Annotated in this window: 22 protein-coding genes, 1 tRNA gene and 1 pseudogene; 12 read left to right on the top strand and 12 right to left on the bottom strand. The window is 72.3% G+C overall.

Translation table 11 applies throughout. The features are described from left to right. Nucleotides 1-28 precede the first annotated feature (28 nt). A complete protein-coding gene (locus ACZ7LY_RS24645; RefSeq protein ID WP_471626861.1) occupies nt 29-940 on the bottom strand; it encodes a YceI family protein in 912 nt (303 codons plus the stop codon). Nucleotides 941-1,241: 301 nt separating this feature from the next. On the opposite strand from ACZ7LY_RS24645, the gene ACZ7LY_RS24640 reads away from it, so the two are divergent. Together ACZ7LY_RS24640 and ACZ7LY_RS24635 are read left to right on the top strand one after the other, a co-directional pair. Continuing rightward, a complete protein-coding gene (locus tag ACZ7LY_RS24640) occupies nt 1,242-2,477 on the top strand; it encodes a hypothetical protein (RefSeq protein WP_471626860.1) in 1,236 nt (411 codons plus the stop codon). After that, entirely contained in the window at nt 2,474-3,676 is a 1,203-nt protein-coding gene (locus tag ACZ7LY_RS24635) for a hypothetical protein (RefSeq protein ID WP_471626859.1), read from the top strand. The genes ACZ7LY_RS24640 and ACZ7LY_RS24635 overlap by 4 nt, the downstream gene beginning before the upstream one ends. 27 nt (nt 3,677-3,703) lie before the next feature. On the opposite strand, the gene ACZ7LY_RS24630 is transcribed toward ACZ7LY_RS24635, so the two are convergent. After that, entirely contained in the window at nt 3,704-5,167 is a 1,464-nt protein-coding gene (locus ACZ7LY_RS24630) for an NAD-dependent succinate-semialdehyde dehydrogenase (protein ID WP_471626858.1), read from the bottom strand. A gap of 97 nt (nt 5,168-5,264) precedes the next feature. Beyond that, on the bottom strand, nt 5,265-6,518 hold the full coding sequence (locus tag ACZ7LY_RS24625; protein WP_471626857.1) for an aspartate aminotransferase family protein: 1,254 nt from the start codon (nt 6,516-6,518) through the stop codon (nt 5,265-5,267). 198 nt (nt 6,519-6,716) lie between these two features. Between ACZ7LY_RS24625 and ACZ7LY_RS24620 the strand changes: the two genes are divergently transcribed. From ACZ7LY_RS24620 to ACZ7LY_RS24605, 4 genes are all read left to right on the top strand, one after another. After that, nucleotides 6,717-7,820, top strand: a complete 1,104-nt coding sequence (locus ACZ7LY_RS24620) for a mechanosensitive ion channel family protein (protein WP_471626856.1) — start codon at nt 6,717-6,719, stop codon at nt 7,818-7,820. 500 nt (nt 7,821-8,320) lie between these two features. Then, on the top strand, nt 8,321-8,473 hold the full coding sequence (locus ACZ7LY_RS24615; protein WP_471626855.1) for a hypothetical protein: 153 nt from the start codon (nt 8,321-8,323) through the stop codon (nt 8,471-8,473). Between the two features lie 171 nt (nt 8,474-8,644). Next, nucleotides 8,645-9,895 carry a helix-turn-helix domain-containing protein gene (locus ACZ7LY_RS24610; protein WP_471626854.1) on the top strand — a complete coding sequence of 417 codons (1,251 nt, stop codon included), beginning with the start codon at nt 8,645-8,647 and terminating at the stop codon, nt 9,893-9,895. Beyond that, nucleotides 9,892-10,353, top strand: a complete 462-nt coding sequence (locus tag ACZ7LY_RS24605; protein ID WP_471626853.1) for a hypothetical protein — start codon at nt 9,892-9,894, stop codon at nt 10,351-10,353. The genes ACZ7LY_RS24610 and ACZ7LY_RS24605 overlap by 4 nt, the downstream gene beginning before the upstream one ends. Before the next feature lie 88 nt (nt 10,354-10,441). Here the strand turns inward: ACZ7LY_RS24605 and ACZ7LY_RS24600 are convergent, their stop codons facing one another. The 3 genes and pseudogenes from ACZ7LY_RS24600 to ACZ7LY_RS24590 form a co-directional block, all read right to left on the bottom strand. Then, entirely contained in the window at nt 10,442-10,945 is a 504-nt protein-coding gene (locus ACZ7LY_RS24600) for a GNAT family N-acetyltransferase (RefSeq protein ID WP_471626852.1), read from the bottom strand. Nucleotides 10,946-11,012: 67 nt separating this feature from the next. Beyond that, nucleotides 11,013-11,720, bottom strand: coding sequence for a B3/B4 domain-containing protein (locus ACZ7LY_RS24595; protein ID WP_471626851.1), 708 nt, complete (start codon nt 11,718-11,720; stop codon nt 11,013-11,015). Nucleotides 11,721-11,835: 115 nt separating this feature from the next. Continuing rightward, nucleotides 11,836-12,348, bottom strand: a pseudogene (locus ACZ7LY_RS24590) (EamA family transporter); the annotation flags it as partial. Between the two features lie 124 nt (nt 12,349-12,472). Between ACZ7LY_RS24590 and ACZ7LY_RS24585 the strand changes: the two are divergent. Further along, complete coding sequence (locus ACZ7LY_RS24585) at nt 12,473-13,060, top strand: helix-turn-helix domain-containing protein (protein ID WP_471626850.1); 588 nt, start codon at nt 12,473-12,475, stop codon at nt 13,058-13,060. 50 nt (nt 13,061-13,110) lie between these two features. On the opposite strand, the gene ACZ7LY_RS24580 is transcribed toward ACZ7LY_RS24585, so the two are convergent. Further along, nucleotides 13,111-14,100 (bottom strand): TIGR03557 family F420-dependent LLM class oxidoreductase, encoded by a 990-nt coding sequence (locus ACZ7LY_RS24580; RefSeq protein ID WP_471626849.1) that lies wholly within the window; start codon nt 14,098-14,100, stop codon nt 13,111-13,113. 299 nt (nt 14,101-14,399) lie between these two features. Between ACZ7LY_RS24580 and ACZ7LY_RS24575 the strand changes: the two genes are divergently transcribed. The 3 genes from ACZ7LY_RS24575 to ACZ7LY_RS24565 all read left to right on the top strand — a co-directional run bounded on the left by ACZ7LY_RS24575 (nt 14,400) and on the right by ACZ7LY_RS24565 (nt 16,635). Next, on the top strand, nt 14,400-14,873 hold the full coding sequence (locus tag ACZ7LY_RS24575) for a hypothetical protein (RefSeq protein WP_471626848.1): 474 nt from the start codon (nt 14,400-14,402) through the stop codon (nt 14,871-14,873). Nucleotides 14,874-15,086: 213 nt separating this feature from the next. After that, entirely contained in the window at nt 15,087-15,386 is a 300-nt protein-coding gene (locus tag ACZ7LY_RS24570; protein WP_471626847.1) for a hypothetical protein, read from the top strand. 190 nt (nt 15,387-15,576) lie between these two features. Further along, the gene (locus ACZ7LY_RS24565; RefSeq protein ID WP_471626846.1) at nt 15,577-16,635 is read left to right on the top strand and encodes a hypothetical protein; all 1,059 of its coding nucleotides are present in this window, start codon (nt 15,577-15,579) and stop codon (nt 16,633-16,635) included. 65 nt (nt 16,636-16,700) lie between these two features. Here the strand turns inward: ACZ7LY_RS24565 and ACZ7LY_RS24560 are convergent, their stop codons facing one another. The 3 genes from ACZ7LY_RS24560 to ACZ7LY_RS24550 all read right to left on the bottom strand — a co-directional run bounded on the left by ACZ7LY_RS24560 (nt 16,701) and on the right by ACZ7LY_RS24550 (nt 19,473). Beyond that, the gene (locus ACZ7LY_RS24560; RefSeq protein ID WP_471626845.1) at nt 16,701-18,302 is read right to left on the bottom strand and encodes a hypothetical protein; all 1,602 of its coding nucleotides are present in this window, start codon (nt 18,300-18,302) and stop codon (nt 16,701-16,703) included. An 81-nt stretch (nt 18,303-18,383) separates the two neighbouring features. After that, nucleotides 18,384-18,776, bottom strand: a complete 393-nt coding sequence (locus ACZ7LY_RS24555) for a hypothetical protein (protein WP_471626844.1) — start codon at nt 18,774-18,776, stop codon at nt 18,384-18,386. Nucleotides 18,777-19,399: 623 nt separating this feature from the next. After that, a tRNA-Pro gene (locus tag ACZ7LY_RS24550) sits at nt 19,400-19,473 on the bottom strand. Nucleotides 19,474-19,591: 118 nt separating this feature from the next. Between ACZ7LY_RS24550 and ACZ7LY_RS24545 the strand changes: the two genes are divergently transcribed. Then, nucleotides 19,592-20,098 (top strand): DUF309 domain-containing protein, encoded by a 507-nt coding sequence (locus ACZ7LY_RS24545; RefSeq protein ID WP_471626843.1) that lies wholly within the window; start codon nt 19,592-19,594, stop codon nt 20,096-20,098. A 223-nt stretch (nt 20,099-20,321) separates the two neighbouring features. Then, nucleotides 20,322-22,403, top strand: a complete 2,082-nt coding sequence (locus tag ACZ7LY_RS24540; protein WP_471626842.1) for an MDR family MFS transporter — start codon at nt 20,322-20,324, stop codon at nt 22,401-22,403. A gap of 76 nt (nt 22,404-22,479) precedes the next feature. On the opposite strand, the gene ACZ7LY_RS24535 is transcribed toward ACZ7LY_RS24540, so the two are convergent. Then, a complete protein-coding gene (locus tag ACZ7LY_RS24535) occupies nt 22,480-23,247 on the bottom strand; it encodes a sulfite exporter TauE/SafE family protein (RefSeq protein WP_471626841.1) in 768 nt (255 codons plus the stop codon). A 110-nt stretch (nt 23,248-23,357) separates the two neighbouring features. After that, nucleotides 23,358-24,878, bottom strand: a complete 1,521-nt coding sequence (locus tag ACZ7LY_RS24530) for a long-chain-fatty-acid--CoA ligase (protein ID WP_471626840.1) — start codon at nt 24,876-24,878, stop codon at nt 23,358-23,360. Nucleotides 24,879-24,988 lie beyond the last annotated feature (110 nt).

Here is a 24,988-nt window from a genome sequence, read left to right as displayed (position 1 = left end):
GGGCGACGGCCGGTCCTCCGTGACGGGACTACTCCGGCGGGGTGGGTGTGTCGTGGCTGCGGTACATCGCCTGGACGTCGAGTTCGAGCTTGACCGTGGGGCCGACGACCGCGATGCCCCGCGCCAGCATCGTCCGCCAGTTGAGCGTGTAGTCCTCGCGGTGGAGTTCGGCGGTGGCGAGCGCGGCGCAACGCAGCTCCTCCGCGTAACCGCCGTTGACGACGCCGAGATAGCCGGTGTCGAGGTCGACCGTGCGGCTCACGCCGTGCATGGTCAGCGCGCCCTGGAGCGTCCATTTCGAGCCGCCCCGGTACACGAACCGGTCGGAGGAGAAGTGGATGTACGGGTACCGCTCGACGTCCAGGAAGTCGGCGGAGCGCAGGTGGTTGTCGCGGGTCGTGTTGCCGGTGTCGATGGACGCCGCGTCGATGCGCACCTCGACCCGCGAGTCGACCATGTCCGGCGCGACCTGGATGCCGCCCTCGAAGCGCGTGAAACGGCCGTGGACGTGGGCCATGCCGACGTGCTTGGCGATGAACCGGATCGCGGTGTGCGGCGGGTCGAACAACCACGTGCCGGGCTGCGGGAGTTCGGGCGCGCGGCCCACATGCAACTGGACGTGCGTGAGCGGCGCGATCTCGTCCGGGGCGACGTCGAGGGTCTGCTGATGAGGCTGGAGCCCGTCCGCCGATATCAGGACGGAGTAGCGGCCGGGCGGCAGCGTGAGGAACAGCGTGCCGTACGGGTCCGTGGTGACCTTGGCCGCCGGGCGCCCGCTGCCGGACTCGGTGACGGTGGCCTCGGCGCCCGCCATCGGCTGGCCGACGGGGTCGGTGACCTGGCAGTGGACGACTCCCGCGCCCTGCGGGACGGGATGGGCGAGTCCGGCTCCCCGCGCTGCGGAACCGGCCCGCTTCCGACGGAACAGGGCGAGGGGCATGACAGGGACCTTTCCGGTGCAACTGACGTTCTACGCCCACCTTGCCACGCCCCCGGCCTGCGCAATTGCCGCGGAATCCCGTAATCCGCTCCGCGCCGCCCCGGACTTCACAACATTCACACCTGGGAAGCGCGGGGCTCACGAGGCCGTGGGGCACGAACGCATGTTCTGCGCCAGAAGTTCACAGGTTCTCCGTGAAGCGTTGACGCGGCGGGAAGCCAAATGACAGGGTCGCCACGCCCGTCGGGCCGCCGGTGAGGAGACCGAGGAGACCCGAGGAGACCGAGGAGATCCCGCTCCGATGAACGCCCGTTCCGCAGCCGCCCCCACGCCCGCCGACCCGGCCGGGGCATGGCGGGCGTTCGCGGCGGAGCACTGGGCCCGCGGACCCGTCGTCGTCCCCGGAGCCCCCGGCCCCCCTCTCGGCCCCGCCGACGTGCACCGCCTGCTGGTCGCCGCCGGTCGCGCCCCCTCCCCCACCCCGGTCCGGGTCCGGCTCGCCGTGTCGGACGGCTTCCTGGAGGCGCCGGGCCCGCTGCTGCCGCGCGCGGAGGACGGCGGACTCGCCGGGTACGCGGAGCGGCTCGCGGCGCCGGGCGGCCTCGACGGCGCGGGCTGGCTGCTCACGGCACGCAACGCGCTGAGCCTGGACTTCACCCTGTGGTCACGGGTGCGGGACGCGCTCGCCGCCCTGTGGCGGCACGTCGGCCGGCCCCCACTGCCCGTCACCGCCGAACTCGCGTACGGGCGGCGGCACCACGCCACCGAGGAGGTAGGCGCCGCCCCGGACGCCGCCTGTCTGACCTGGGTCGTCGAGGGCTCCCTGACCGTGCGGGTGCGCCCGGAGCACACCGGCACCGAGTTCGCGCTGCGGGCCGGCGCCGGCGATCTCGTGCACTGGCCGGCGGGCGCCACCCACCTCGACGACCGTACGGAGCCCTGCGCGACCCTGCGTCTGTCGGTGCCGGCCCGCGCGGCGGCCGCCATGCCGTTCGTCGGGGAGGTGGTCGGCGGCCTGCTGCGGCGCGACGCCACTCCCTCCGACGCCGTGGCGGTCCTGCCGCATCCGCTGCCGGCCGCGCCGGACGGGCGGCTGGTCCCGCTGCGCCGCTTCACCGAGCCCGCCGCGCACTTCGCCCGCGTCCTCGAAGGCGACGCAGCCGAACGCGCCCTGCTGCTGCGCTGGGCCGCCCTGCGCACCGGCGCGGGTCTCGAACCCGCTCCGCCGCCGCGCCCGCGCCTCCCCCTTACGCCGCCCGACCGATTACGGCGCACCGGGGAGTTCATCCGTACCCGGGATTTCGTCCCCGCCGGGGAACGTCCCGGCACCACGGTATGGGCGGCGAACGGCCACGCCCGCCGCACCGCCTTCCCCGCCGCGCCCCGCGTCCTCGACCGCCTGCGCCCGCTGGCACCTGCGGACACGGTCACCGTCGCGCACCTCGCCGCCGCCTGCGCCCTCTCGCCCCGCTCCCCCGAACTGCTGCACCTGCTCGGCGAGTTGTACGCGCTGCGCGTGCTGGAGCGGGAGCGGTGAGGCCGCCCCGCCCGCCCCTGTCGCCGCCCGTCGACGTCCTGGAGGCGTTCGACTGGGACCACTTCGTCGCCGCGTACTGGGACCGGCGCCCCGCGCTGATCAAGGGCGCCGCCCTCGGCTCGCCGCCCTTCGACGCGCACGAGGCGTTCGAGGGGACCGTGGCCGCGGCGCAGCAACCCGGCGCCGGCCAGGTGACGTTCACCGTGGGGCCGCGCCGCCTGCTCGACCCCGGGGACCTGCTGCCGCACGCCGGGGACGGTTCGTTCGGCCGCTACGAACGGCGCCTGGCACGGCAGTTGGGGCGTGAGCCGTTCCGGCTCGTGGTGCGCGGCCTGCACGCCCGGCACCACCCGGTGTGGCTGCGCGAACGGGACTTCCTCGCGCGCCTGTGGGACCGGGTGGGCCAGCCCGTCCACGGCACGTCCACCACGCTGTGGCACGGCACGCGCGGCCCGGCGACCCCGGCGCCCGCGTCCTCGGCGACGTTCCTCTACACCCTGTCCGGGCGGCCCCGGCTGCGGGTGCGGCACGAGGGGTGCTGGCACTCGGCGCGGCCCGCGCCGGGCGACCTCGTGTACTGGCCGCCCGGCCGGCGCTGGACCGTCGAGCCGCTCCCCTCCCCCGGCGCCGTGGTGCACCTCGGCATCCGCCGGCAGCCGCCCGCGCCGGGCGCCGGTCTGGGGCGGCTGCTCGCGCCCGGGCCGAGTCCGGCGACCCCGCAGGCCCGGGGCGGCGACGACGACATCCTCGTACGGGACGAAGGGCCGCCGCCGGACGGGCCCGAGGCGCACGGCGGGGGCGGTGGCGGGCCGGGGCTGCCGGAGGTGCTGGTGCGGGCGCTCGGGCACTACCGGGAGGCGGCCCGGCCCGCGTCGCTGGAGCGGTGGCTGGCGCGGGAGGCGCTGCGGCACGCGACGGACGGCGGGCTGCGGCCGGTGCCGCCGCCCGCCCGGCCCGGCTACTTCACCGACGACGACGCGGTGCGCGCCGTGGAGCGAGTGCTGTGGGCGGAGGCGTCGGGCCGACGGCTCGTCGCGGCCTGCGGTCACGTCCTGGAGACGGATCTGACGGCCCGTGAACTCGGCGCGGTGCTCGGCCGGTTGAACCGGGGTGCGACGCTCACGGTCGGGGAACTCGCGCCCGCGGCCCGCTCCCTGGTCGCGCATCTCGCCGGGTTCCGGGCGGTGGAGCGCCTGTGACGCCGGCGCCCCACCGCCGAGCCGGGTTCAGGAGCCCGGGGCCGGGATCGCCAGGTACTTGTACTCCAGGAACTCCTCGATGCCGACCCGGCCGCCCTCCCGGCCGAGGCCGGACTGCTTGACGCCGCCGAAGGGCGCGGCCGGGTTGGAGACCAGGCCGGTGTTGATGCCGACCATGCCGGTCTCCAGGCGTTCGCCGACGCGCAGCGCACGGTCTAGATCGCGGGTGAACACGTAGGAGACGAGGCCCCATTCGGTGGCGTTGCCGACTTCGACGACATCGTCCTCGTCGTCGAACTCGAACAGCGCCGCGACCGGGCCGAAGATCTCCGTGGTGGTGAGTTCGGCATCGCGCGGCACGCCGGCGAGCACGGTCGGCGGGTAGAACGTGCCTTCTCCGCCGGGGACTTCGCCCCCGGTGAGCACCTTCGCGCCCCGCTCGACGGCGTCCCGTACCAGGTGCTCGACCTTGGCACGGCCCGCCTGGTCGATGAGCGGGCCGACGTCGGTGCCGGGGGCGGTGCCGTCGCCGACCTTCAGGGCGGCCATGCGGGCGGTGAGCCGCTCGGCGAACTCCCCGGCGACCGAGCGGTGCACGTAGATGCGGTTGGCGGCCGTGCACGCCTCGCCCATGTTCCGCATCTTGGCGAGCATCGCCCCTTCGACGGCCGCGTCGAGGTCGGCGTCCTGGAAGACGATCAGCGGGGCGTTGCCGCCGAGTTCGAGCGAGGTCCGTACGACGGTGTCGGCGCACTGCGCGAGCAGCGTCCGGCCCACCTGCGTCGAGCCGGTGAAGGACAGCTTGCGGATGCCGCCGCCGCGCAGCAGCGGTTCGACGAGGGCGGCGGCGTCGGTCGTGGTGACGGTGTTGAGGACGCCGGGCGGCAGCCCGCACTCCTCCAGGATGCGGGTGAGGGCGAGCGTGGACAGGGGGGTCTGCGGCGCCGGTTTGAGGATCATCGTGCAGCCGGCGGCGACGGCCGGGCCGATCTTGCGGGTGCCCATGGCGAGCGGGAAGTTCCACGGGGTGATCAGCAGGCAGGGGCCGACGGGCTGGCGCAGGACGAGGTGGCGGTTGCGGCCGTCGGGGCTGGTCGCGTAGCCGCCGTCGACGCGGACGGCCTCCTCGGAGAACCAGCGGAAGAACTCGGCGGCGTACGCGACCTCGCCGCGTGCCTCCGCGAGCGGCTTGCCCATCTCCAGGGTCATGAGCAGGGCGAGGTCGTCGGTGCGGCGCAGCAGTGTCTCGTGGGCGCGGCGCAGGATCTCGGAGCGTTCGCGGGGCGCGGTCGCCCCCCAGGCGCGCTGGGCGGCGCGGGCGGCGTCGAGCGCAGCGCGGCCGTCCTCGGGCCCGGCGTCGGCGACGTGGCACAGGGTGGCGCCGGTGGCCGGGTTGTCGACGGGCAGGGTGCGGCCGGACGCGGCGGGCCGCCAGGCGCCGCCCACGTACAGCTCACGGGGGACGTTCCGCACTACGGGGGGTGTGGTCATGGTGGCCCTTCGAAGGAGGTGACGGGACGGCGGGCGGGCGCGGGTGGGGGCGTGGGTGTGCGCCCTTTCGGTCCCGCGCCGCCCGGGGCGTCAGGAGTCAGGACGTGGCGGTGGTCACGGCCGCCTGCCAGGACTGGAGCGCCTCGTCCACCTGCCCCTGCGTCACGACGAGCGCCGGGATCATGCGGACGACGTTGCCGTACGGGCCGCAGGTCAGCAGGAGCAGTCCCTCGTCGGCGGCGGCCTGCTGGGCGCGGATCGCGGTCGCGGGGTCGGGGTCGCCCGCGTCGGTGGTGAACTCGCTGGCGAGCATCAGGCCGAGTCCGCGTACGTCACCGATGGCGGGGGTCTTCGCCGCGATGTCCTCCAGGCCGGTGCGCAGCCGGGCGCCCATGGCCTCGGCGTTGGCGACGAGCCCTTCTTCGCGGATGACGTCGAGGGTGGCGCAGGCGGCGGCGCAGGCGACCGCGTTGCCGCCGTAGGTGCCGCCTTGTGAACCGGGGCGGGCCTTGTGCATGAGCGCTTCGGGGGCGGCGATGCCGGAGAGCGGGAAGCCGCTGGCGAGGCCCTTGGCGGTGACGAGGATGTCGGGGCGCACGTCGAAGTGGTCGTGGCCCCAGAAGCGGCCGGTGCGGCCGACGCCGGTCTGGATCTCGTCGAGGATCAGCAGGATGCCGTGCCGGTCGGCGCGCTCCCGCAGCCCTTGCAGGAAGGCCGTGTTGGCGGGTACGTAGCCGCCTTCGCCGAGGACGGGTTCGACGATGACGGCGGCCGTGTCGTCGGGGTCGGAGACGGTGGCGAGGAGGTGGTCGAACTCGCGCAGCGCGAACCGGGTGGCGGTCTCCTGGTCCCATCCGTAGTGGTACACGTCGGGGAACGGGGTGATGGCGACGCCCGCCATGAGCGGTCCGAAGCCGGTACGGATCTTGGTGCCGGACGTGGTGAGGGAGGCGGCGGCGACCGTGCGGCCGTGGAAGCCGCCGTGGGCGACGACGATGTTGGGGCGGCCGGTGGCCTGGCGGGCCAGGCGCATGGCGGCCTCGACGGCCTCGCTGCCGGAGTTGACGAAGAACAGGCTGTCGAGCCCGGAGGGCAGCACGTCCCCCAGCTTGGCGACGAGCCGCTGCAACGGCTCGTGCATCACGGTCGTGTACTGGCCGTGGATGAGCGTCGCCACCTGCTCCTGGGCGGCGGCCACGACCTTCGGGTGACAGTGGCCGGTGCTGGTGACGCCGATCCCGGCGGTGAAGTCGAGATATCGGCGGCCGTCGATGCCGTAGAGGTGGACGCCTTCCCCGCGCTGCGCGACGACGGGGGTGGCCTGGCGCAGATGCTCGGACAGTCGGGTCATGACTCCAGCGTCAGTGCCGGGCCGAACCGGCGTCAATGGGTCATGTGTGGCGATTCGCCTGCGGGGACCCGCCCGGCACCGGACGACCTCGGAGTGGTGCAGGATGAGGAGATCTTGTAACCGAGTGAGCAGGTAGTACGTGACGAGACATCACATACCCGTGTCCCCGCGCCCGTTGCACGCCCGGGGAGGTGCCCGGTGAACCGGGGCGTGGAGGCGCACGACCTCATCGCCGCCGGGGTCGCGCTGCTCGGCGGGCTGCTCGCGGCGGTGCTGCTGCGGGCACTGCTGCGCTGGCTCGGGGTGCGGGCGGGGCGCACCCGCTGGGGCGGTGACGACGTGATCGTGGACGCGCTGCGTACGGTCGTGCCGTGGGCGGCGGTCGCGGCCGGGGCGGCGCTGGCGGCGCAGGCGCTGCCGCTGACGGCGCGCACCGGACGGACCGTGAACACGGTCCTGACGGCGTTCTTGATCGTGTCGGCGACGCTGACGGCGGCCCGGGTGGTCACCGGCCTGGTCCGCACGGTCGCCCAGTCGCGGGCGGCCGTGGCGGGCTCCGCGACGATCTTCGTGAACATCACCCGGGCCGTGGTCCTCGCCATGGGCTTCCTCGTGGTGCTCCAGACACTGGGTATCTCCATCGCGCCGCTGCTGACCGCGCTCGGCGTCGGCGGCCTCGCGGTGGCGCTCGCCCTCCAGGACACCCTCGCCAACCTCTTCGCCGGGGTGCACATCCTCGCCTCCAAGACGATCCAGCCGGGCGACTACATCCGGCTCAGCAGCGGCGAGGAGGGGTACGTCGTCGACATCAACTGGCGCAACACGGTGGTGCGTCAGCTCGCCAACAACCTCGTCATCATCCCGAACACGCAACTGTCGGGCACGAACATGACCAACTTCAGCAGACCCGCGCAGGAGATGACCCTGACCGTGCAGGTGGGGGTCGGCTACGACAGCGACCTGGAGCATGTGGAGCGGGTCACGACCGAGGTCGTCGAGGCGGTCATGAAGGACGTGGAAGGTGCGCTCCCCGAGCACGAACCGGCGGTCCGCTTCCACACGTTCGGCGACTCGCGGATCGGCTTCACGGTGATCCTGGGCGTGGGCGAGTTCAGCGACCAGTACCGGATCAAGCACGAGTTCATCAAGCGGCTCCACCGCCGCTACCGCGAGGAGGGCATCCGCGTCCCGTCGCCGGTGCGCACGGTGGCGCTCGCCCAGGGCAGCACCGCGACCTCCCTCATCCCGCACCAGCGGGAGGCGAGCGCACGCCCCGAGACGCAGAGGACGCCGGCCACCTAGAGCGGGGCGCCGGCCCGGCGTTCCGCGGCGGCGAGCGTCAGGGCCCAGCCGCGGGCCCGGCGGCCGGGGAGGCGGCGGCGAACACCGGCAGCGGCTCCGGCGCTTCGGGGAGCGTCGGAGGAGTATTCGTGGGGGCGTGGGGGCGATGTCGCATATATGCGCCCGCCTCTGACGCCGTTTGATCGCCGCCGGTCGACTTTCGATCGAGTTCGCAAGAGTGAACGAGCGAGAACCGCAACTGTGGCATTAACGGACGGTAGTTATGGAGTCCCGGATGAGTGAACGGTACGTTCGGCGGGCGAGAGCCGCCCCGACCCGGACCGACTATCTGAACCGGGGCTCTCCCGTATCACGTTCCTGCCATTGACCCAGGAGGGCGTATGCCTCCCGACCGTGCTCCCCGCCGACCGCTGCGACGCGCTCGGCTGAGCGGACCCGAAGCTAGCATCCCTCGCGCGACGCGGGCCAAAACCCGCGAACGGCGTGACAAGCAAGTCAACATGCAGCTCGGGCCGTTCATCGCGTTGCCCTTCGCGGGCATCGTGCTCGTGTTCCGTCCCGACGCGGGTGAACTCGCCCTCGCCGCGCTCCCGTTCCTCATGACGGCCCTGCGACGCTCGTACGTGCGCTACCGGCACGTTTACGCGACCTGACCGGACCGTGGGCGGCGGAGCGCGGCTGGCCCCGCCCCGCCGCCCGCGCCGCGCGTCCTCCCGCGCCCGTCCGACGATCACACAAGGCGGCGCGAGCGCGGACCCGCCGCCTTGCGGAACACCCCAATTCCACCCCGGAATTCCGGGAGCACACCCCGAGAGGGACCAGAAGTGACGACCCCTAAGGACCAGCACCAGGAACAGGCGCTCATGATCTCGTGCGCCAACCCCGCGTGCCCCAACCTGGTCCGCCAGGCGTTGAAGCGGCCAGGCCGTCCCGTGCAGTACTGCACGGAGGCGTGCGGGCGCGCGTACCGCAAGCGCAAGCGCCTCGGCCCGCAGACGCCCGAAGAAGTCGCCGCGTACGCCGTCCAGGTCGCCAAGGAGTACGCGGCCGACATCTGGGCCGTCATCGCGCTCGTCAACGCGGGTGAGCCGCTGGAGGCGCTGCGCAGGTCCGTGGACTTCGAGCACGGCCGGGAGGACCTCATGGCGGCGATGGTCGCCTTCGCCCGGGCGCACAGGCTGAAGTCCGCCGACATCGCCGCCGCCCTCAACATCAGCTCCGACAACGTGAGCCGCAAGTACTCCGTGAGCGCCACGATCCGCCGCCGCGAACAGCGCCTGTTGCGCCGCAAGAGGATCGAGGAGAGCCGCCCGGAGCGAGCCGCGGAACGGTCAGCGGAACGGCAGGGCGGGGGCGGCGCGGAGCGCCGGACGCCCCCGCGCGGGCCCGGCGGGACGAAGGGCGCCGCCGGCGGTTCCTCGGGCGGCAAAGGCGGGGCGCCGCTCCTTCCGCAGCAGCGCAGGCCGCACCGCCGCACCCCGGCGCACCCGGCGGGCGAGGACGCCGACGGGACGGCCGGGGCGGGGGGCGGCGGCCCCGAGAGCGCGCAACCGCCCGAGCAGGTGCTCGCGCGCGCTCTCTCACGGTTGCAGCGCACCAGCGGCAAGACGCTGCGGGGCCTCGGCGAGCAGGCGGGCGTCTCGGGCTCGTACGTCTCACGCGTGCTGACCGGTGAGCGGCTGCCTTCCTGGCGGGTCACCCGGCTGATCACGCTCGCCTGCGGCGGCGATCCCGACGACCTGCGCCCGCTGTGGGAGGCGGCGCGCGGGATGCGCCCCGCGCAGCCCGGGAGCATGGCGGCGGCCCTGCGCGGGTTGCGCATCGCGGACTCCAACCCGTCCACCCTGCAACTGAGTTCACGTCTGGGACACGCGCTCAGCAGCGAGGAGATCCACACCATCCTCGCCGGGAAGCACGTACCGGAGTGGGAGACCGTCGACCGGCTCGTCAGCGCTCTGCACGGGCCGCCCGAGACCATCCGCCCGCTGTGGGCGGCGGCCCGCCCGCCGGCCGCCCCGGCGAGCCCGGCGCCGCCGTCGCGTGCGAACGGCCTGCCCGCCGGGGCGTTCGGATGAGCCGGGGTCAGACGACACGGTCCGGCCCGCCCTCCTGCCGCCACGTCAGGGCCCGCGACCCGGGCCCGCCCGCACGGCCGCTCGCGCTGCCCCCGGCGTTCGACGCGTTCTGCGCCCTGCACCACGACCTCTACCTCGGTTACGCGCAGGCGCATCTGCCTCCGGGGGCCGCGCAGGAGGCGGTCGCGGCCGCGTTCGGGCGGCTCGTCACGACGTGGCCGTACGCCATCGCGCTGCCGAGCCCGGCGCGGTACGCGTGGGACCAGCTGATCGCCTGCACCGGCAGCCGCGCCCGCCCGCTCCCTCTCCCCCTGCCGGCCGAATCGCCGCTCCAGTACGACGCGGTCGTCCTGCGCTGCGGTCTCGGCTACCCGACGCCGGCCGTGGCCACGGCGACGGGCCACCACCCGGCCAAGATCGACTCCCTGGTACGGGCCTGGCGGGCGGCGACGGCGTGAGACCGCCCCGGCGAGGTCCGACCGGGGGCAGCGGCTCCCGCGCAAGACCGCCCCGGCGGAGCCCAACTGGGGCGGCGGCGACGCCCGTTCACTCCCGGGCGGGCAGGGCGTAGATCAGCTCCGTGACCGTGGCCTGCCGCCCCGCCGCAAAGGCTTCCTCGCTGCCCACCCGGACGAAACCGTTGCGCTCCAGGACCCGCACCGAGCCGGTGTTGTCCTCGACCACGCGCGCGCGGATCGGCCGGTGTGTGACCTCCTCCAGCAGCGCGGCGACCGCCGCGGTGGCCAGGCCCCGGCCCCACCAGTCCCGATGGATCCAGTACGTGAGTTCGACCTCGCCCTCCAGGGGGAAGGCGGCCACGCTGCCGACGATCCGCCCGTCGACCTCGACGACCCGGTTCACGATGTCCTCGTCGGCGAGGATCTTGCGGTACTTCCGCTCGTACGCCTCCGGGTCGCGCGCGGCCGCCGGGTCCATGAAGGCGGCCAACCACTGCGCGTCCGGGTCGAGTTGGACCTCGAACAGCGCCGGAATGTCCTGCTCGGTCAGTGGCCGCAGCGTGCACGCCCCCGCCGCTTCCTGCTCCCCCATCGCACCTCACCTCGTACGCCACGACGGGCCGGCCCCGCCGGAATCGCGCCGACGCTAGCACGCGGGCTCAGACGAGGACGTGCGGTTCCTGGGGGCTGAGGAAGCGGACCGCCGTGTGTTCGGCGTGCGGGGTGAGCAGGCCGAGGAGTTCGTCGGCCGCCGTCTTCAGCAGGCCGCCGTCCTCGCCGGCCCGAAGCGTCTCCAGGAGGAACGCGACGCGGGTGGACTCCTCGGTGACGCAGGTCTGGTGGGCGTCGCGGTGGTTCCAGTGCCGGGTGAGGACGAGGCGGTCGTCGGTGTAGACGACCTCGCCGGGCCGGGGGTTCTCGACGGTGCCGGGCTCGCCGAGCGGCGTGAACTCCTCGGTGCCGTCCGCGTATTGGATGCGGACGTCCCCCGTGACGTGGTCGAGGTCGAAGGCCCCGGCGGGCAGTCCGTGCCGTACGGACACGACGTTGTACGAGTCGACGGCCGGGCCGATCCGGGGCAGGGACCCCTTCTTGGCGAGGCGGCGGCCGAGCGCGTCGACGCTGGGGCGGACACGCCTCGGGTTGGTGCCGAACGACCGGTAGGCGGTGTGCCACGCCGCGACTCGGGGATCGGTCTCGTCGGCCGGCGCCCAGGTACCGGCCGCGAGCCGCTGCTCCAGGTCGTCGAGGGCGGCGGCGGTCTCGGGCCAGGGTCCGTGCCCGCGCAGGCCGGTGGCGGTGACGACGGCGATCAGGGTGTCGGGGAACGCGGCGGCGACGGCGGGGGCGAGACGGAAGGCGGTCATGTGCGGGGCTCCGTTCAGTGGGGGGCGGCGGGTGCAACTGGCGGCGGAGGGCAGCGAGTTACGGGACTGCCGTGCCGGGGGTACGGGACTGCCGCGCGGGGGCGGGGCGGCCGGGTCAGGTGAGAGCGAGGAGGCTGACGGCGACGGCGGCGGCGCCGAGGCCGACGAGCTGGCCTCTGTGGATGCGTTCGGCGAGGACGCCCCGGGCCAGCAGGACCGTGCCCGCCGGGTACAGCGCCGTGATGACGGCGACGACGGTGAGGTCGCCGCTGCGCGCGGCCAGCAGGAACAGCAGGTTCGCCAGCGAGTCCAGCACTCCGGCGGCGGCGGACACGGCGTAGGCGGGCTTCTCCGGACCGAGCCTGCCGCGCAGCAGCCCGGCGGCGGCCAGGGTGACCACGGACGACACGGCGCGGCCCGCGATCAGCGGCGCGACCCCGCTGCCTGTCGGCGCTTGATGCAGGCAGACGAGTTGCAGCGCGATGGCCGCGCCCGCACCCAGGGCCAGCAGCATGGCCGTACGGGAAGGCCGTGACGCGCCCGCGCCGTGACCGGCGCTGACCAGGACGACGGCCACGAGCGCGAGCGGCAGGCCGATCAGCCCGGCGGCGCCGAGGCGCTCGCCCTTACAGTGGAACGACTGAACGGTACAACGGAATGACCGTCCTGAGTCAACCGAACGACCGCGCGGCACATTCCACCGACCGGCGACCCCGGGACCTCGGGAGAAGACCCGTAAGAAAGGCGATCAGGTGGCCGAGACAGACGTGGCCCTGCGCACGCTCGCGCACAACGTCAAGCAGGCCCGCACTCGCGCGGGCCTGTCCCTGGACGAGCTGGGGCGGCGGGCGAAGGTGAGCAAGGGTGCGCTGGTGGGCCTGGAGAGAGCCCAGGGCAACCCGAACTTCGCCACCCTGGTCCGGCTCGCCGACACCCTCGGCGTCTCGGTCTCCGCGCTGTTGGACGGTCCCGCCGAGGATCGCGTACGTGTGGTGTCGGCCGGCGCGGTGAAGCCGCTGTGGACGGGTGAGCGCGGCAGCGAGGCGCGGCTGATGCTGACGACGCCGGGGCCGGCGCCGGTGGAGGTCTGGCGCTGGACGCTGGAGCCGGGCGAGGAGTACCCGAGCCACCCGCATCAGGCCGGTGTCGTCGAGACCGTCAGTGTCACCGCAGGGCGCATGGTGCTCGTCGTCGACGGCGTGGAACACCCGGTCGAGGAGGGGCAGACGGCCACGTTCCACGCCGACGCGGGCCACACCTACCGCGGCGCGGGCGCGTCCGCCTGCCACCTCGTCATGACCGTCCACCTGCCGCCAGGCCCGACCACCGAACGCCTCTGACGCGCTCGACGTCCCCGAAGTGCAGGACGCTGTCGACCACGCCTGGACGCTCAGCTCGGCCCGGTGGAGCCGCCGGACGGGGTGAGGGCGCGCAGGCGCTGGTCGAGTTCGCGCTGGTAGAAGTCGATGAAGCCGTCCGGGTCGGGGCCCGCGTTCTGCATCACGAGGCGGTCGTAGCCGGCGTCGACGAAAGGCTGGGCGACTTCGACGCAGCGGTCGGGGTCCGTGCCGCACGCGAACTGCTCCAGAATGTCCTCGCGGCGGACGGTCGAGGTGGCCGCCTCGAAATTGGCCGGGTTGGGGAGTTCCGACATGACTTTCCAGCCGGTGAGCGCCCAGCGCGAGGTCTTCAGTGCCGCGTCGGCGCCGGTGTCCGCGTCCTCGGCCCAGGCGAGCGGCACCTCCGCGTAACGCGGGCCTTTTCCGCCGGCGGTCTGGTAGGCATTCACGATGGTGCCGCTGGGCTCGGTGGCGAAGAGGCCGTCGCCGAGTTCGGCCGCGATACGGGCGGAAAGAGGGCCGCCGGCGGCGACGGCGATCGGCGGGAGTTCGTCGGGCAGGTCGAATACGCGGGCGTCGTCGAGACGCAGATACCGTCCGTCGTAGGACTGGTATCCGCCCTTCCACAGCAGCCGGATGATGTCCAGTGCCTCGCGGAGCCGGGCATGCCGTTCCGGTACGGAATTGGGAAATCCTTCACCGGTCACGTGCTCGTTGAGCCGTTCACCCGAACCGATGCCGAGGGTGAAGCGCCCGTCGGACAGCAGGGCGAGCGTGGCGGCGGCCTGGGCGATGATCGCGGGGTGGTAGCGCACGGTCGGGCAGGTGACACCGGTCGCCAGGCCGATCCGTTCCGTGCGCGCGGCGATGGTCCCGAGGACGGACCAGGCGAAGGGCGAATGGCCCTGCACATCCAGCCACGGATGGTAATGGTCGCTCATCTCGACGAAGTCGAACCCGGCTTTCTCCGCGAGAACGGCCTGCCGCACCAGTTCCTTGGGGCCGAATGCCTCGGCGGCCAGCTTGTATCCGATCTGCATCGTTCTCCCGCTCCCTTCCGGCCCCGCTCTTTCGTTCGCCCATGGAGGCCATTGAACGCCGTTCTCCATGGTGGACCCGGGCGGACGACGGCGCGAAACGACCGCCTCGCCTCGCGCCGTGCGGCACGAAACCCACTCGGGCCCCCTGTCGGGGCTCGCGGCGGCCAGTACCCCACAGAGGTCGGGTCAATCGGCGACCGGCTCAAACCATCGACACATCTGACCGGAAACACGGATCCCTCGCGCGTCATTACAGGGTAGAAACATTCATCCGACATGCTTTACGGGAGGGGACCGAAATGAACGTACTTCGCGGCAGGCGCTGGGCGATGCGTGGGGCCGCTGTCGCCAGTGCGGCTCTGCTGACGCTGACGGGGGCCACGCTGGCGACCGAGGCGGCCGCCGCATCCACGGCCGCCGCCGAAGACAACCCCTGCAACCCTAATTACTGCCCAGGCGCGAGCAACTTCATCATGAAGTTCGACGGTGTTTCCGTCGAATTCATCTCGTCCGTCACCAGCTGGAACACCAACACCCACACAGTGGTCCTGCAACGCGGGTCGTACCACAATCCTGTCGTCGACCGCTGGATCGACGACGCGATAGCCGGCCGCGAAGGCCGCCTCAAGAACATGTCCATCGTGGTGTACGACAAGATGGGATGGGTGCTGAAGCGGTACAACTTCGGAGGCGCATGGGTGGAGCGCATCGACAACAACGGCTCGGATCAGGCGCTCTCCATCAGGTACTTCACGCTTGAGATCACCGATTAGACGCGGTCACGTCTCGCGGGACCTCGTTCACATGAAGTCCACGAAGGTGAGCCGCTGAGGGACCTTGCACTGGCAGGGTGAAATGGGCGTGGTTCGGCGCGGAGGGCACGGTCGTTCCCGGAGGAGCGCCGCATGCTCGTCGGGGGCGCCTCCGGGCGCCTCCGGGCGTCCCGCACACCGACGGGACGTCACCTCGCTCGAAGGGGCTCTCCCATGCGTTTCGCAGTCATCGCTTACACCGCCGTCGCCCTCGCTCTGAGCGCGGGACCCGCCGTAGCCGCACCCGCACCCGCACAGCCGGTACGCGCATCGGCGCACACGATGTCCGATCTCGCGCGGCGCGATGACGACAGGTGCCACCCCAAGGACTTCCGCGCCGCAGGGCCTGACGACGCTCGCTACTACTGGTCCGAGGAGGATCAGGTCTGCGTCTTCTCGGCCGACAGGGTGCCCACCAACACGGAGTACTACTCGTGGGACAACTTCGGGGATTGCGAGGACACCTGCGGCTGAGCATAGGCCGCCCGAGGCGGCAATCAGGTGCAAAGCACCCTGAAAATAGGATAAAAGGCGTTTTACGCCTTTTTGCTTCTGTGTCGAACTTAGGATGCGCGTGATCACCGGGTACGGGGCTGCCACCGCCGCCCCGTCTCCCCGCGGGTCTCCCCGTCTCCCCCCGCTCACGCCCCCACAGGAGCCTCCCGTGTCCACACCACCGTCCGCGGTGCGCCGTTCGCTGCGTCGTGCCTGCTCTGTCGCCGCGCTCTCCTCCTTGTCCCTGACCGTGCTCGGCGCACCCGCCCGCGCCGACAGCATCAGCACCGGTTCAGTCGAGCTGCCCGCACTGCCCCAGGCCCGGGCGTACGACGCGCACAAGCAGCCCGTCGACTATCGAGCCGCCCTCAAAGAGTGCGAGAAGGGCGATGCCGCCCCCACGTGCGCGTTCAAGATCAAGGAGGCGAAGGAGTACACCACGGCTCTCGTCTCCGTCGGCAACAAGGTGGAGAACTGCACCGACGACACGATCACGGTGACGAAGACGGTGGAGCTGACGTCCTCGTCCACGGACAACGTGGAGGGCGAGATCTCCGGCTCGGCCCTGTTCGAGGGCACCATCAACAACACGGCCACCGTCACGGTGGACGACACGGCCGAGGTCACTGGTTCGGCCACCAAGCAGAACACCAACCAGACCACACATCAGACGTGGACCCCGCACAGCGCCAAGGCGAACGCCTCGACCACCACCAGCGCCACTTCACAGGCGAGCGCCACCGCGACGGGCAAGGACACCGCCCATGTCGGGGCCAGCGACTCCGTGCTCGTAGGGGCGCGTGCGAGCTTCACCGCCGCCTTCCGCGCGAAGTTCGCCAAGTCCTGGACGAGCACGGTCAAGGAGACCACGGCGCACACGTTCAAGGTCCGCCCCGGCAAGGTCCTGGAGTTCGGCGCCACCTTCGCCATGATGCAGGTCAACGGCGAGATGGAGAACAGCAAGACCGGCAAGAAGCTGGAGGACTTCTCCATGCACACCCCCTCCACCAGCAACGCGAGCACCCTCATCGGCCAGGTCTACAACTCCACCCGCTGCCCGAAGAAACCCGAGCAGTCCGGTGCGCTCAACCCCGAGCAAGGCGCACACGAGAACAGCCAATCCTCCCCGGGACGCACACTGACACGCGCTGTCGGCGACGGCGCCAGGCGCGTTCCGGAGGCGGACGGTCGCAGGCCCGAGCAGACCTGGCGCATCCCCCTGAACTGACCATCGCGGCGGAGCGGCCGGGCCCGGGATCTCCCCCGGGCCCGGCCGCTCCGCCGTTGTCACTCTCAGGTCGTGGGCTTGTCCGCGCTCACCGCCGTTCCCGGAGTCTCCGACGTGTCGCTGACATCGCCGTCGGCCGGGTCGTACGGCAGCACCGGGTCGTTCGCCGGGGTGTAGGGCATGGGGCGGAACGTCTTGCACCGCGCCACCTCGGTCGGGGACATCGATCCGTGCCGCTGGTAGACGCGGTCGGAGGTGATCCGCGAGGGACCGTCGTACTGCGTGTACAGGCGGTACACCTTCGTCGCCTTGTCCGGGTAGGCGGTGTAGTGGCCGTCCACCCGCTCGCGGGCGGCAGACACCTCCATCCAACTGGCGTGTCCCTGAGGCGTGATCACATCGATCGTGCGATCCACCGTCCGCGACCACTGCCACGGCTGCTGCCGCACCCTCTCGTACGCGGCGGCGAAGTGCGTCGCCGCCTTCCCCGCCGCTGTCTGGGAGGAGTCGTCCGTGACCTTTCCGGAGGTGCCGGGTGCCGGGTTCGGTTTGGCGGCGTGGGAGGGGTCGCGTCGCAGGTCCGCCGTGGTCAGTCCCTCGTCCTCCCCTGGCTCGAGGAACTGTGCGTGCTTGCTCTGCGTGATGCTGTCGAACGTGCGCTCCCGGTACGTGACTTGGCGCTTGTCCCGCAGCGCCGCCGAGGCACCGTTCTCGCCGAAGGTGCAGTTCTCGTACACCTCACCGACCGGACGCGGACGGTCGTAGTAACCGTACGAGTACCGCTGATCCACAGTGAAGGCGCAGGAGCCGCTAGGAGTCGTCGTCGTGGCATCAGGGGTGGCCCCCGCGCATGCGAGCAGCGGGTTGTCAGCCCCCGTGTCGCTCAGCACGCCGGCGTAGGGCTCGTTGCCCACATAGGCCCGGGCGGGTGGCAGTGCGTTCTTCGGCGCGCCCTTGTCCACCTTGATGGCCCGCTGCTTGGCGGACACCGCGGCGATCATCGGGTGGCACTCGTTCATCTGGTAGGAGCCTGTGACGCCCAGATAGAAGATCACCTGTGGCTCGTCGGAGCCGGCCGTGAAGGTGAGGGGGCCGGACGGTTTCCAGTGCGCCTTCTCCGCCTCCGGTTTCTCCAGACTGAACTGCTTGTCGTTCTCACCGCCCCGCTTGCCGTCGACCAGCACATGCAGCGACGTACGGGCAGCGTCGTCGGCGTACACCCCGGTACAGGCCTTATTGGTGGAAGGGCTGTACTCGAACTTCAAGGTCACCTCTGAGCCCGCGCGCACCCCCCACAACCGTGTCTTGAACGCCGGAAGGCTCGCGCTCGGGGGCGCGGTGGCGTCCACACGCGCCGCCTGCTCCTGACCCCGGCCCGCCATGTTCGGCCCGGCCGGGACATTGAAGCCGGCCGCGTCCGTGCGGCCGGTCAGCCCTTTGCCCCAGTCCTGCGGCGCCTTCTCGGTGCGGTTGGTGACCGTGGGGCGGCTGAAGTCACCGTTGACCACCGGTACGTCGACCGGTTCCTTCTCCAGCGGGGGCGGCTCAGCCGCGGCCCGTGCGAATGCCGCCGGCGCGGCAGCCGCCGGCAGTGCGGCCACGGGCAGCCCGCACGCCAGGCTCGCACCCACGGCCGCGGCCAGGCGCCGACTTCGGGGACGTCTCACGTCTTCTCCTCTTCTCGTCGGCCCCAGGGCCGCCGGTGGTTGGGGGGCACGCCGCGCGAAGGACCCGCGCGAGCAGCGCCGTCACTGCTTGGCGGGGGGAGCTGCGGGCGGGGAGGAGCAGTAGGTGCCGCGCGGGTCGTACTGGGTGATGTCCCCGGGAACGGGCTCCTGCGAGGGCAGCACGATCTCGCACAGGACCGCCGCCGCCGACGCGTACGGGGTTTCGCGCGGCTTGCGCCCCTCCTGGAAGCCCGAGACCTTCGACTCCAACGCGTCCTGGTAGGACTGCTGGTGCGTATGGGCTCCCTGGAGTCCGACGACGCCGTCCATGCACGTCGACAGGTGCGGCTCGCCGGACGGCGCGGGCTCCCCGGCAGCCGGCCGCGCCCCGCTCCGGCCCGGAGCGGACGCCCCGTTCCCGCTCGGCGGCGCGCTGGGCTCACCGCTGCCGGTCGTGGGCGGGCAAGCGCTCAAGCGACCGGCCACCTCGGATTTCATCTTGCACGCCGGCGACGGCGAGGCCCCGTCCGACCCGGCGCAGGGTTTCTCCTGCGCAACCGGCGGATGCGACACCGACGGCACGCTCGCGGCCACGGCCGACGCGGACGGAGGCGCCGGAGCCTGGTTCGTGGGGCTCTCGCTCACAGCCGCGGCCACCGCCCCAGGTGCCCGTGCCGCCGCGCTGGTGTCGCCGAAAGCCAACGCCGAAGCACCGACCACCCCCGCCGTCAGCATGACGGCGGCAACCGTCCCCGCAAGCCCGGACCTGTCCACGCGCACTCCTCATCCGCGGGCGGAAGGCAAGCGAGACCGCTCTGACGACGGCCGCACCCAGCGAACCGTCCCTCCACACCCGCATGTGTGAAAGTAGTAAAAGATCACCGCATGCCTACGGTGCGAAGCGGCGCGCGCCACTCATGCCAATGGCATAGGAACTACACGGCATCGGAGTGAGCAGGGGCGAGGACTGCGCCGAAGCAGGCGGCTTTGCCGCCGAGGATGCCGGGCCCCCACTGGTCCCCCAGTGGTCCCCAAAAACAACCAAAGGCCGGTGTCGGATTTCTCCGATACCGGCCCTGATCTACGACTCTTTCGAGTCGGGACGACAGGATTTGAACCTGCGACCCCTTGACCCCCAGTCAAGTGCGCTACCAAGCTGCGCCACGTCCCGATGCCGTCTGCCTCGCGGGAGTCCCGTCCGGCGGCGACAAGAAGAACAATACCCCAAGCTCACGGGTGGTTTGAAACCGGATCCGCACGCGTCGGGCGCGGTGCGTGACAATCGGGGCATGAGCACCGCGAACGCAGCCGGCCGGGACCGTGACGAGCAGGGCCGGGCCCGTAACGCCCGCCCCCGGGACGGTCTCGGACGTCCCCTCCCCTACGGCGCGCCCGGCGTCGACCGGCAGCCCGAGGGCGTCTCGCGCTCCGCCGCCGAGACCGTCGACGCGGCGCAGGAACTGTTGGACGCGGGGCGCCCCTTCCACGCCCACGAGGTCTTCGAGGAGGCCTGGAAGGCCGGGCCGGAGCGGGAGCGCGGGCTGTGGCGGGCGCTGGCGCAGATGGCCGTCGGCCTCACGCACGCGGCCCGCGGGAACGCGGCGGGCGGGGCGCGGCTGCTGCGGCGCGGCGCGGACGGCGTCGCCACCTGGCCGGGCGAGCCGCCCGCGGGGCTGGACGTGGCCGGCCTGATCACCTGGGCCCAGAACCTGGCGACCCAGGTCGAACGGGGCGGCCCCCCGCTGGACCCAGCAGCCACGGCCCCCCACCTACGCCCCACCCCCCAGAACACCTAAACGCCCCCCCCCCGCCGAAGACACCTAAACGCCCCCCACCAACGCCCCCTCAGGGGCGCGAGGAACTGCGCGACCAGCCACGACGGCGCCGCACCAGGCCGACCAGGGGCCCACCCCAGACCTCACTCCCCGCACAACTCCCCGCCCCCACCCCGGAGGGAACCGTCACCGATACGGCCCCTACCCACATGCACGGCGCCGAGCCGAATGTGACCCTGCGAGGGTGACCAGCACTGTGGAAGAAGACGCCGCACCGGCCGCCGCCCCACCCGTCCTGGACAAGCGCCGCCGCAACGTCGTCTTCGTGACGATCATGCTCGGCATGCTGCTCGCGGCGCTGGACCAGACGATCGTCGGGACGGCGCTGCCGACGATCGTGTCCGACCTGGGCGGCGCGGCGCACATGTCGTGGGTGGTCACCTCGTACCTGCTGGCGGAGACGGTCGCCACGGTCCTGGTCGGCAAGTTCGGTGACCTGTTCGGCCGCAAGGTCGTCTTCCAGGTGTCGGCGATCGTGTTCATCACGGGCTCGTTCCTGTGCGGGCTCGCCACGAACATGACGCTGCTGATCGCCTGGCGTGCGATGCAGGGCATCGGCGCGGGCGGGCTCATGGTGACGTCGATGGCGCTCATCGCGGACGTCATCCCGCTGCGTGAACGCGGCAAGTACCAGGGCGCGATCGGCGCGGTGTTCGGCGTGTCCACGGTCATCGGGCCGCTGCTGGGCGGGCTGTTCACGGACCATCTGACGTGGCGGTGGGCGTTCTACGTGAACGTACCGATCGCCATCGTCGTCGTCATCGCCGCCGCCCGTACGATCCCCGTCGTGAAGTCGGCGGCGCGGCCCGTCATCGACTACCTGGGCATCGCGCTCGTCGCGGTCGGGGCGAGCGCCCTGATCCTGGCGACGAGTTGGGGCGGCAACGAGTACGCGTGGGGCTCGCCCGTCATCATCGGCCTGTTCGCGGGCGGTGTCGTCGCGTTGGCCGCGTTCTGCTGGGTGGAGACGCGGGCGAGCCAACCGATGCTGCCCATGCGGCTGTTCGCCAACCCGGTGTTCACGGTGTGCTCGATCCTGAGCTTCATCGTGGGCTTCGCCATGCTCGGCGCGATGACGTTCCTGCCGACGTATCTGCAGTACGTGGACGGGGACTCGGCCACGATCTCCGGGGTGCGCACGCTGCCGATGGTGATCGGTCTGCTGATCGCGTCGATCTTCTCCGGCAACGTCGTCAGCAAGACGGGCTCCTACCGCGTCTTCCCCATCGTCGGCGCGCTGGTGATGGCGGTCGGCCTGTTCCTGCTGTCGCTGATGGGCCCGGACTCCGGGACGGGCCTGGAGTCGGTGTACATGCTGGTGCTGGGCGCCGGCATCGGCCTGTGCATGCAGGTGCTGACCATCGCCGTGCAGAACACCGTCGAGTACGCGGACCTCGGCACGGCGACCTCCGGCGTGACGTTCTTCCGTACGCTCGGCAGTTCCTTCGGCACCGCCGTCTTCGGCACGATCTACGCCAACGCCCTCAAGCCCCATCTGGCGGACGGCGTGGCGGAGGCGGCGCGGGCCGGGTCCGGGCTCGACCCGGCGGCGCTCGCGCGGGCGGCGCAGAGCCCGGCGGGGCTGCACGCGCTGCCGGGGCCGGCCCGGGAGCCGATCGTGCAGGCGTACGCGGACTCGCTGCACACGGTGTTCCTGTGGACGGTGCCCGTGGCGCTGATCGGGTTCCTGGTGGCGCTGTTCCTCAAGCAGGTGCCGCTCCGCGACAGCGCGCGCGTGGGCTCGTCCGACATGGGCGAGGGGTTCGCGCAGCCGTCGACGGGCGACCCGGCGCATCTGCTGGAGCGGGCGGTCGGCAACCTCGTGAAGTCGACGACGCTCGACACCGTGCGCGAGGTCCTGAACGACTCCGACACGCGGCTCGACATCGCTGGCGCGTGGGCGGTCATGCAGGTCGAGTTCTTCACGCGGATGGTCGGGCACGCGAGCCTCGGCATGATCGCGGCGCGCCGCAGGGTGCCGCCCGAGGTGCTGGTGCCGGTGTTCCAGCGGATGGTCGACGAGGGCTATCTGACGCGTACCGGTACGTATTTCTCGCACACGGCCGCCGGCGCGCGCGAGGCCGCTGTCATCAACCGGGCGTGGGGCGCGTGGCTGGGCCGGCGCATCGAGGCGGATCTGGGACGTCCGGCGGGCAAGGAGCTGCGTGCGGCCGTGGACACGATCGCCAAGCGCCTGCTGGCGGAGGACCTGGCGCAGGGGCTGCCGGCGCAGACGACGGGAAGCCGGGCGCTGTCCGCGACCTGAGCGCCCGGCGCCGCAGACCCGTCCCGCGCCGCCTCCCCCAGGGAACGGCACACGTAAGGCGCCCGGCGAGCGCCCCTCAGCGCAGCAGGAGCTGGAGGCCGCCCAGGACAGTCGCGCCGATGACGAGCTGTTCGAAGAGGCGCTGGTTGATTCGGTTCACAGCCCATTTGCCGAGGAACGCCCCGGGAACCACGAACAGCACCAGGGCCGCGTCCAGGAGCAGCGAGTGCCCGTCGATCAGCCCGAGCCCGGCGCTGAACGGCACCTTCGCCGTGTTGACGATGAGGAAGAACCAGGCGGAGGTGCCGAGGAAGCCGAGCTTCTGGAAGCCGGCGGAGAGCAGATAGAGGGACATGACGGGCCCGCCCGCGTTGGCGACCATCGTCGTGAACCCGCCGAGGACGCCGTACGAACGTGCCTTGACGCGCCCCGCGCGGCTCGCCTGCTCCTCCTCGGCGCGCGGCGCCTGAGCCGTGCGCCGCCGCCACAGCGTCACACCCGCCATGAACAGCAGGATCGCGCCGATGGACGTACGGACGGCGCCGTCCCCCGAGAACGCGAGGAACGCCGTCCCGGCGACCACACCCGCGGCGACGGCCGGGAACAGCCGCCACAGCGTGGGCCAGTGCGCGTGCCGCCGATAGGTGAGGACGGCGAGGATGTCACCGGCGATGAGGATCGGCAGCAGGACACCCGTGGAGGCGCGGGCCGGGAGGACGGCGGCGAACACCGCGAGGCTGACCGTGTTGGCGCCGCTGACGGCGGTCTTGGAGAAGCCGACGAGCACGGCGGCAGCGGCGAGCGCGGCGAACGCCCAGGGCGAGATCCCGAGTATGTCGATCATGGTGGGCCGCATGCTAGACCCACGATCCCCGGCCGCCCACGCCCAGGCCCACGCCCGCACCCACACCCGAACCCCGCCCCCGGGCGCGGAGCGGGCGCGGGTGAACGGCCTCAGGCGCGGTCGCCGTACGCGGCCCGCAGTTCGCGCTTGAGAACCTTCATGCTGGGGCCGAGCGGCAGCCCGTCCGTGATCTCGACGCGGCGCGGGTACTTGTGGCGGCCGAGGTTCTCCTTGGCCCACGCGGTGATCTCGGCGGCGTCGAGGGTGACGTCCGGCGCGGGCACGAGGACCGCGCAGACCTCCTCGCCGTGCACGGCGTCGGGCAGGCCGATGACGGCGGCCTGGGCGATGCCGGGATGGCGCATCAGGGCCTCCTCGACCTCGCGCGGGTAGACGTTGTACCCGCCGCGGATGATGACGTCCTTCTTGCGGTCCACGATGCGCACCCTGCCGTCCGCGTCCCGGGTGCCGAGGTCGCCGGTGCGGAACCAGCCGTCGACCAGGGCCTCCGCCGTCGCCTCCGGGCGGCCCAGGTAGCCGGAGAACACGCAGTGGCCGCGCACGACGATCTCGCCCAGTTCCCCGGCGGGGAGGAGTTCGATCGCGGTGTCGTTCTCGGCGCGGGCGATCTCGACGTCGACGCCCCAGATGGCGTGGCCGACCGTGCCGGGCTCGGCGCCGAACCAGGGCTGGTTGACGGCGGCGACCGGCGAGGTCTCGCTGAGGCCGTATCCCTCGTAGATCGTCGCGCCGAACATCTCCTGGAAGCGTTCGAGGACGGCGACGGGCAGGGAGGCGCCGCCGGAGACGGCGAGTTCGAGGGAGGGCAGCGCGGCGGCCTCCCGGCCGGCGGCGAGCAGGTGCACGTACATCGTGGGCACGCCGTGGAAGACGGTGACCTGCTCGGCGACCATCAGGTCGATGGCCTTCGCCGCGTCGAAGCGGGGCAGCAGGACGAGCGTCTTGCCCGCGCGCCAGACGGCGTTCATGGAGGCGGTCTGGCCGAAGGCGTGGAAGAGGGGCAGCGCGCCGAGGACGACGGCGTCGGGGCTGTGCTCGTGGCAGTCGAACGCGTCGACCGTGGCGTTCATGACGAGGTTGAAGTGGCTGAGGACGGCGCCCTTGGGGACGCCCGTGGTGCCGCTGGTGTAGAAGACGACGGCCGGGTCGTCCGCGTCGCGGGTGGCGTACGTGGCGAGCGGTTCGGCGGCGTCGGTGAGCTTCTCCAGTTCGCCGTCCGCGCCGAGCGCGAGGGTGCGTACGCCGACGGCTCCCGCGGCGGCCTCGCCGGTCGCGGCCTGCGCCGGGTGGACGAGGAGCAGGGACGCGCCGCTGTCCTTGAGGACGTGCTGGACCTCGGGCGCCGACAGGAGCAGATGGACGGGGACGACGGTGGCGCCGGCGGCGAGGGCAGCATAGTAGGCGAGCGGGAACTCGGCGGTGTTGGGTGCCATCAGGGCGACCTTGTCCCCGGGCCGGACGCCGAGGCCGGCGAGCGCGGCGGCCTGCTTGCGCGCGTGCAGCCACAACTCGGCGAAGGTGTACCGGCGTTCGCCTTCGACGAGGCCGGTCTTGTGGGGGCGGCGGCGGGCGTTCTCGGCGAGGACCGAGGCGAGGGACAAGGTGGCCATGGGGGGTGGTGCTCCGTTCCGTGCTGTCGGCCGGTGCGGTGGCGCCGGTGCGGGGATCGCCCGTCCGGTGCCGCCGCGCCCGGCCCGATGTCCTTACGTGGTACGGGTGT

Source organism: Streptomyces sp. NPDC107550, assembly GCF_055639095.1.
The sequence above is the reverse complement of the archived record's forward strand: the minus strand, read 5'-3'. Positions and strand labels throughout refer to the sequence as shown.

What these genes read in the sequence shown, in the direction of transcription:
- ACZ7LY_RS24645 (WP_471626861.1), bottom strand. Translation starts at nt 940, where the DNA reads ATGCCCCTCGCCCTGTTCCGTCGGAAGCGGGCCGGTTCCGCAGCGCGG.
- ACZ7LY_RS24640 (WP_471626860.1), top strand. Translation starts at nt 1,242, where the DNA reads ATGAACGCCCGTTCCGCAGCCGCCCCCACGCCCGCCGACCCGGCCGGG.
- ACZ7LY_RS24630 (WP_471626858.1), bottom strand. Translation starts at nt 5,167, where the DNA reads ATGACCACACCCCCCGTAGTGCGGAACGTCCCCCGTGAGCTGTACGTG.
- ACZ7LY_RS24625 (WP_471626857.1), bottom strand. Translation starts at nt 6,518, where the DNA reads ATGACCCGACTGTCCGAGCATCTGCGCCAGGCCACCCCCGTCGTCGCG.
- ACZ7LY_RS24615 (WP_471626855.1), top strand. Translation starts at nt 8,321, where the DNA reads ATGCAGCTCGGGCCGTTCATCGCGTTGCCCTTCGCGGGCATCGTGCTC.
- ACZ7LY_RS24605 (WP_471626853.1), top strand. Translation starts at nt 9,892, where the DNA reads ATGAGCCGGGGTCAGACGACACGGTCCGGCCCGCCCTCCTGCCGCCAC.
- ACZ7LY_RS24600 (WP_471626852.1), bottom strand. Translation starts at nt 10,945, where the DNA reads ATGGGGGAGCAGGAAGCGGCGGGGGCGTGCACGCTGCGGCCACTGACC.
- ACZ7LY_RS24595 (WP_471626851.1), bottom strand. Translation starts at nt 11,720, where the DNA reads ATGACCGCCTTCCGTCTCGCCCCCGCCGTCGCCGCCGCGTTCCCCGAC.
- ACZ7LY_RS24580 (WP_471626849.1), bottom strand. Translation starts at nt 14,100, where the DNA reads ATGCAGATCGGATACAAGCTGGCCGCCGAGGCATTCGGCCCCAAGGAA.
- ACZ7LY_RS24575 (WP_471626848.1), top strand. Translation starts at nt 14,400, where the DNA reads ATGAACGTACTTCGCGGCAGGCGCTGGGCGATGCGTGGGGCCGCTGTC.
- ACZ7LY_RS24570 (WP_471626847.1), top strand. Translation starts at nt 15,087, where the DNA reads ATGCGTTTCGCAGTCATCGCTTACACCGCCGTCGCCCTCGCTCTGAGC.
- ACZ7LY_RS24545 (WP_471626843.1), top strand. Translation starts at nt 19,592, where the DNA reads ATGAGCACCGCGAACGCAGCCGGCCGGGACCGTGACGAGCAGGGCCGG.
- ACZ7LY_RS24535 (WP_471626841.1), bottom strand. Translation starts at nt 23,247, where the DNA reads ATGATCGACATACTCGGGATCTCGCCCTGGGCGTTCGCCGCGCTCGCC.
- ACZ7LY_RS24530 (WP_471626840.1), bottom strand. Translation starts at nt 24,878, where the DNA reads ATGGCCACCTTGTCCCTCGCCTCGGTCCTCGCCGAGAACGCCCGCCGC.